Genomic DNA, 7,025 nt, shown 5'->3' with positions numbered 1-7,025 from the left:
AATGTATATCGTTGGCAGAAGAAATTATTTAGACCAGTTATCAAAAACTTCATTGATGACTTTATTCTCGATAAAAATCATCTGCTACCACAGAGAATCTATAAATAATAGTGCGTAAGTCCTAAAAAGAGTGTTTATCGGTTAGTGATAAAAAGCCCTTTAAGTCTGTACTTTTACCCCCATTGATAATTTTAAGTTTTATTTTGGGCTAAATATGAGCTACAAACATAATAATTTGATGGCTATGCGTCAAAGCTATTGGGACGACACCCAATCACAAACCGTACAATCTGAAAAAAAATATTTTCAGCAAATGTTGGTTGATTTGGATATTTTCCCTCAAGCAACGATTGAAAATGCGCGTGCTTTATTTTTCAGCTTGCCCAGTATCGTCATTGTAAAAGGTTACGCTTCTGGCTTTACTCACACTGAAGTGCACAACTTGATTAAGCAACATATAGAAGCACACAAACTTGAGTTACAGCGAAACAGCAGCGTTAAAATCAAGTTTAATCTATAAAATTTGATCTCTAATCCTGCTTAAAAATAAAGCTTTAGTAATCAGTTTGCATAAGCTTACTGCTGATTCAGTAAGTTGAACTATTTTAATACGTTAAGAAACGCTAGAATTCGATACAATGTATTTTTCTGCGAATTGCTGATTAAAGGATTTAATTTACATGTCAGATCAGAACGATAAGCTTAAACAACTGAAAACCTCCTCTATGGATCGTCGCTTATCTATCGCTAAAGCTTCATTGCTTGCAGGTACTCGTTGGGCTGCATCTAACGCTACTTCTATGTTTTCAAGTGAAGAAGAAAAAGAGAAAAAACGTAAAAAAGCGATGAAAGATCAGGCTGAATATCTCGTCGCAGAAATTGGAAAATTAAAAGGCTCAATCGTCAAAATTGGGCAAATGATGGCTTTATATGGTGAGCATTTCCTGCCAGAAGAAATTACGCAAGCCTTAAATACACTTAACAATCAGACTGTCGCTTTGGCATGGCCTGCAATAAAAGTTCAACTACAAGATCAACTTGGTTCAAAACTTGATGATCTAGTTATTGATCATGAGCCTCTGGGTACAGCATCTTTAGCGCAAGTGCACCGTGCAAAACGCAAATCTGATGGCCTAGAGCTGGTCTTAAAAATTCAATATCCGGGTGTGGCAGATGCAATAGATTCAGATATGAATCTATTCAAAAACATGCTGAAACTCACCCGTATGGTGCCTCAAACCCGTGAATTTGATCAATGGTTTGATGAAGTGCGCGAAATGATGCACCGCGAAGTCAATTATAAAATTGAAGCAGATACGACACGCCGTTTTGCTTCGCGCTTAAAAGAAGATCCACGCTATATCGTGCCGCAAATCATTGATGGCTACTCAACCAATCAAGTGTTGTGTATGACATTTGAACGTGGCGTACCGATTAATAGTCCAGTCATGCTCTCGCTACCTCAAGAGCGACGTAATGCATTAGGCGAAGCTTCTCTTGAAATTGCAGTACGTGAAATCTTCGAATGGGGAGAAATGCAAACTGACCCAAACTTTGGTAATTACTTGGTACGTCTAGGCAATGGTGCCGATGTACTTGATAAGATTGTTTTACTCGACTTCGGTGCAATTCGTCAGTTCGATGAACATTTACTTAGCGTCGCTCGTAATTTAATTACTGCAGGTTATAACCACAGTTCGGATCAAATGGTGAAAGCCATGACAGGTTATGAATTCTTTGATGGCATTCCACAAAGTATCAAGCCAGACATGGCTAAAGTTTTCTTACTTGCGACTGAAGCATTCAGTAGCAATGAAAATAATCCAAACATCCCTGCTGGCGTTATGGACGAGCAAAATCACTATGATTGGAAAAAAAGCCAATTACATAGTCGTGTTATGCAACAAGCTTCTAAATCAATGGCATCACGTTATTTCTCTGTTCCACCGAAAGAATTTATGTTTATTAGCCGTAAATTTATTGGTGCTTATACATTTATGACCGTCATTGAAGCAAAAACCAATGTACGTCGTATGATTCAAAAGTATCAATAATTTTAATTACAATTCGCCAACGACTTGGTTGAAAAAATGTCAGCCAAGTCAATTAATAAAAAAAGCATTCATTTTAACTTTTCATTAAATTTCATAATTTCAATCTCTTAGATTTCAATACCACCCAGCTACAGCCGTTCATCATTGACAATTAAGCATGTCACTTCTGACATGGTTTTTATGTAATCGCCATGTCAGCATAAAAATAGAACAAGGTGAATGGAAAACAACAATGACCAATATGGTAAACAAGGCACAAGGATTTGGGCTTTCTCTTTTAACAAAAATGGCTGGTAGTCACGTATTAGATCAATTTAAATTACGCAAATTGGTTGAGAAATCGCTGTATCAAGGTTCAAAGGCTGGATTTAAAACCTTGAGCCATACGCAAAAAGCCTTTAAAACCAATAAGGATGTACATAAGCAACGTCTACCTAATCAGCAAAAATCATTGTTCGATTTAAATTTGACCGAAGAACAGCACATGACTGCTGAAGCAATGCAGCAATTTGCCAGTGAAATCCTTTATCCGCTTGCTCACCAAGCAGATCAGGATGAAAAATTTCCTGACGTCCTTTGGCAGCATGTACAAGATTTAGGTTTAAATTATTATGCCCTGCCTGAAGCTTTGGGCGGCGTAGCTGCAGAGAAAAATATTATCAGTAATATCTTAATTGCAGAACAGCTTGCCGAAGGTGATTTTAGCCTTACAGCTGGGTTGCTTTCGACCTTTAGTTGTATCAATGCAATAACACAATGGGGCTCAGAATCTATTCAAGCAACATATTTACCTGTATTTGCTGAAGACGCAGACATCATCGCAACATTTGCCGTCCAAGAAGCAACGGCTGCATTTAATCCCATGCAACTAAAAACCCGCGCTATCGCAGATGGTTCAAACTATAAAATCAGTGGTGAAAAAACCTTAGTCATACTCGGTGAGAAAGCTGATGTAATTTTAGTATCAGCCATGCTAAACGGCCAACCCGAAATATTTGTAGTACAACGTGATCAAACCATCAGCGCAAAAAAATCCCCAGCAATGGGATTAAAAGCAACGGAAACGGTAACACTCAACTTTAATCAGACGCCTGCTCAACGTTTAGGTGATGATGATTTTAACTACAGTGCATTTGTTGATTTAGGCAATTTGATGTGGTGTGCAATCGCTGTAGGCACTGCTACAGCCGTTAAAAAATACTGTATTCGATATGCCAACGAACGAACGGCCTTTGGTGAACCCATCTCACATCGTCAAAGTGTCGCTTTTATGATTGCAGATATGGCTATTGAGCTAGATGCTATGCATATGTTGATTTTAAATGCTGCAAGTTTAGCTGAGGCAGGTAAACCTTTTCATCGTGAAGCCTATTTAGCTCGTCTGCTCTGTGCTGAAAAATCCATGAAAATTGGTACTGATGGTGTGCAAATTTTAGGTGGTCATGGCTTTACCAAAGAACATCCTGTTGAACGTTGGTACCGTGATTTACGTGCCACTGCAATTTTACACTCTGGCTTACATGCTTAGATCAGTATAAAAAATAAGGAATAAATCATGAATTTACAAAATCCAAAAAAATTCAAAATGCTGATCGATCAAGCACACGAAGTTGCACTCAATGTGCTCCGCCCTATTTCACGTAAATATGACAAAGCCGAACATGCATATCCTAAGGAATTAGATATGTTGTCATCACTCGTTGATGGCATGAACGACGGTGGAGATGGCATGAATGCAGGTGCTGCGGTAAACAAGCGTGGTGATACAGATAGTGGAAATAAAAATGGCGTGAACATGTCGACAGCCTTAAGTGTGATAGAGATGTGTTATGGCGATACAGGACTTTTACTGAGTATGCCGCGCCAAGGATTAGGAAATTCAGCTATTGCTGCCGTTGCAAATGATGAGCAACTAGAACGCCTTAAAGGCACTTGGGCAGCCATGGCGATTACAGAACCCAACTGTGGCTCAGATTCAGCTGCCATTCGCACCACGGCGACGAAAGATGGTGATGAATATGTACTTAATGGCGAAAAAATATTTGTGACTTCTGGTGAACGTGCAGATTCAGTTGTGGTTTGGGCAACCTTAGATAAAAAATTAGGTCGTGCAGCCATCAAGTCTTTTGTTGTTAAGAAAGGCACACCTGGTATGACTGTGGAGCGCTTAGAGCACAAACTCGGTATTAAAGCTTCAGATACCGCTGCGATTAGCTTTATTGATTGCCGCGTTCCTGCGGCCAATTTGCTTGGAAATGCGGAAATTGATGTAGCTAAAGGTTTTGCTGGTGTCATGGAAACTTTTGACAATACACGCCCTTTAGTCGCAGCAATGGCAGTTGGTTGTGCTAAAGCATCACTTGAGCGAATCAAAGAAATTTTTAAAGATGAACTTGATGCGGAATATGTAACGCCATTTTTACAAAGTTCAAATATCGCAGCTCAAATTTATAGAATGGAAGCTGAATGGGAGGCATCGCGTTTATTGATGCTTAAAGCTGCATGGATGGCCGATAATAAAAAACCAAACTCACGTGAAGCTTCTATTGCTAAAGCAAAAGCAGGACGAGTAGGTAATGAAATAACACTTAAATGTGTAGAATTAGCAGCATCCGTTGGATATAACGAAGATGAACTATTGGAAAAATGGGCACGAGACTCAAAAATCTTGGATATTTTTGAAGGTACCCAACAAATTCAACAACTCATCGTTGCACGTCGTGAACTTGGCAAAAGTTCAAGTGAATTAAAATAATCGGTTTAAATCCATAACTGAAAGATGGATTTTTTTATGACATCGGTCTATAAACAATCCATCTTTTATTTTACCTTTTTAATTCAATATGTTTCGTATACGTACTATTCAAGCTCAAGATAATTCAGCTATTGCCGCTATTATTCGTAAAGTTTCAGCAGAGTTTGGCTTAGCAGCAGAATCTGGTTTTGCAGTTGCAGACCCTATCTTAGATAATCTTTACGAAGTTTATACCCAACATAACTCACAATATTGGGTCATTGAAAATGAACAAGGTATTCTCCTTGGTGGCGGTGGTTTATCACCACTCAAAGGTTCAGACGATATTCTCGAAATCCAGAAAATGTATTTTTTAGCTGAACTACGTGGACATGGTTTTGCAGCCAAAATTTTAGAAAAATGCTTTGAATTCGCGCGAAACAATCAATTTCAGGCATGTTACCTCGAAACTACAGCTTCTCTTGGGCAAGCCGTTAAACTATATGAAAAAAAGGGTTTTAAACATCTAGAAGCGCCGAAAGGAAACACAGGACATAGTCAAGCTTGTGAAATTTGGATGCTGAAAAATTTATAGTTCAACATCTCCAAACAGTTTATGTGTTTAAGAGACAGACTTAGCCGTTTTAGCTTACATAAGATCAAGTGAATAACGACTGACTGTATTGATACAAATCCTTAAGATATTATGAAGGAAACGGAAATTCCTCTCAACATAAAACAACAATAATAAGTTTAGCTGCACATGGAAATGCATGATGTACGAAGAGAGACTGCAATAAAATAGCCCACCCAAAGTGGGCTATTTTATTATCTATTATTGATTGATGTAGAAAAAATAAGCGTATATTACAAATACACTGTAGAGGTTCAATAGAGAAAACCTTGACCATTCTAAGTCAGATTCATAAGATCAAAGCCAGTAAATATGATCTGGCTAAATACTTGAACTATGAAATTGATACAGAATAAATTACATAACCTTTCTTTAACTATTCAAACCGCTAAAAACCATCACCTCAAAATTTTAAGTGTCTTGCTTACCGCTTCAATTTTGACTGGCTGCTCATCCTTAGGTGGTGGTTCTGTTGCCAAACGTGCATCAAAGCTATCCACAGGTATTCAAAAGGCATATGCCGTAAATCCAGAGACTGCCAATCGTGTTTCACCATATATTGTACAAACAGCTGATCAATATGCCGTCGACCCCCTGTTACTTGCAGCGGTAATACGTCAAGAGTCTACATTTAGGCCTTATGTCACATCACCCGCAGGAGCTGTTGGACTGACTCAAGTTATGCCGCGTTATTGGCAAACAACCTGTCAGGGTGATCTATATGATGAACTCACAAATATTAATTGTGGAACGTATATTTTAACTAAGTATAAGAATTCTGCTGGAAGTATGCCTACAGCACTTGCTTACTATAATGTTGGCCCTACAGCCTACAATACAAATAGAAAAATGAAGAAACAAGGTAAACGATATGCCAAGCAAGTTAAGCAACATCAAAAAAATCTAAAAAGTGCACTGTAATAAATCCAAGTTCAATCCGATGAAACGTAGGATTGAACTTTTCAAATCAAAACACACTTAATAACAATTAAGTGCTTTAAGTCACATTATTTAAAACAACTTAAATATTATATTTAATATTTAAGTGAATATTTAACAATCAAACAGTTTTTTTATTTAATACCATTTTTATATAAGACAATATCTTTAATATATTAAAAAGATAAAATAATACTTTAAAACTATTAATAAAAATTCTATAAAAAAACAATATACTTATATATTGCCAATGTTAATAAAAACCAATATAGTTTAAATATTCTACACAATTACACATGTTTAAAATTTTAAAATATTCTATTCACAATCTTTCATTTATTTATGATTAACAATAATCAACCACATGAAATTTTTCGGCATTGTTTATTCATTAGATTTAGTTAATATCGTACATATCAGTAAAAATATATTACTGATTAACATATAAATTATTGGGGTTAATAATGGCTAAATTATCTTTAAATGGATTAACTGAAATTGACGGTTTTGTTGCTGCCGCATTAGTTGATAGTGAAAGGGCTTTGTTGCACAAAGATTTGAAATGCAAAGCGCCCCTAATTGAGCCAAATTTAAGGCGTAACTTGGGTAAGTGGTCGACCTAATTCCGTAAATCTGTTAAGAACTGCTACACGTGCATGGATCT

At 37.0% G+C, this 7,025-nt stretch carries 6 protein-coding genes and 2 pseudogenes; all 8 read left to right on the top strand.

Annotation, left to right across the window (positions count from 1 at the left end):
- Positions 1 to 108: pseudogene (locus FTT84_RS16255) on the top strand (IS701 family transposase); the annotation flags it as partial.
- Between the two features lie 106 nt (positions 109 to 214).
- Positions 215 to 520: a hypothetical protein gene (locus FTT84_RS16250; RefSeq protein ID WP_067766359.1), complete on the top strand. Its 306-nt coding sequence runs from the start codon at positions 215 to 217 to the stop codon at positions 518 to 520.
- Between the two features lie 160 nt (positions 521 to 680).
- Positions 681 to 2,054 (top strand): AarF/ABC1/UbiB kinase family protein, encoded by a 1,374-nt coding sequence (locus tag FTT84_RS16245; RefSeq protein WP_180058477.1) that lies wholly within the window; start codon positions 681 to 683, stop codon positions 2,052 to 2,054.
- A gap of 241 nt (positions 2,055 to 2,295) precedes the next feature.
- On the top strand, positions 2,296 to 3,582 hold the full coding sequence (locus FTT84_RS16240; protein WP_180081852.1) for an acyl-CoA dehydrogenase family protein: 1,287 nt from the start codon (positions 2,296 to 2,298) through the stop codon (positions 3,580 to 3,582).
- Between the two features lie 27 nt (positions 3,583 to 3,609).
- Positions 3,610 to 4,809 (top strand): acyl-CoA dehydrogenase family protein, encoded by a 1,200-nt coding sequence (locus FTT84_RS16235; RefSeq protein WP_180081850.1) that lies wholly within the window; start codon positions 3,610 to 3,612, stop codon positions 4,807 to 4,809.
- A gap of 88 nt (positions 4,810 to 4,897) precedes the next feature.
- Positions 4,898 to 5,383, top strand: a complete 486-nt coding sequence (locus tag FTT84_RS16230) for a GNAT family N-acetyltransferase (RefSeq protein ID WP_180081848.1) — start codon at positions 4,898 to 4,900, stop codon at positions 5,381 to 5,383.
- Positions 5,384 to 5,758: 375 nt separating this feature from the next.
- On the top strand, positions 5,759 to 6,343 hold the full coding sequence (locus tag FTT84_RS16225; protein ID WP_180081846.1) for a lytic transglycosylase domain-containing protein: 585 nt from the start codon (positions 5,759 to 5,761) through the stop codon (positions 6,341 to 6,343).
- 482 nt (positions 6,344 to 6,825) lie between these two features.
- Positions 6,826 to 6,906: pseudogene (locus FTT84_RS16220) on the top strand (roadblock/LC7 domain-containing protein); the annotation flags it as partial.
- Between the last annotated feature and the right edge of the window lie 119 nt (positions 6,907 to 7,025).

Origin of the sequence: Acinetobacter sp. YH01019, from assembly GCF_013420285.1 — a bacterium.
Taxonomy (GTDB): Bacteria; Pseudomonadota; Gammaproteobacteria; order Pseudomonadales; family Moraxellaceae; genus Acinetobacter; species Acinetobacter gandensis.
The sequence above is the reverse complement of the archived record's forward strand: the minus strand, read 5'-3'. Positions and strand labels throughout refer to the sequence as shown.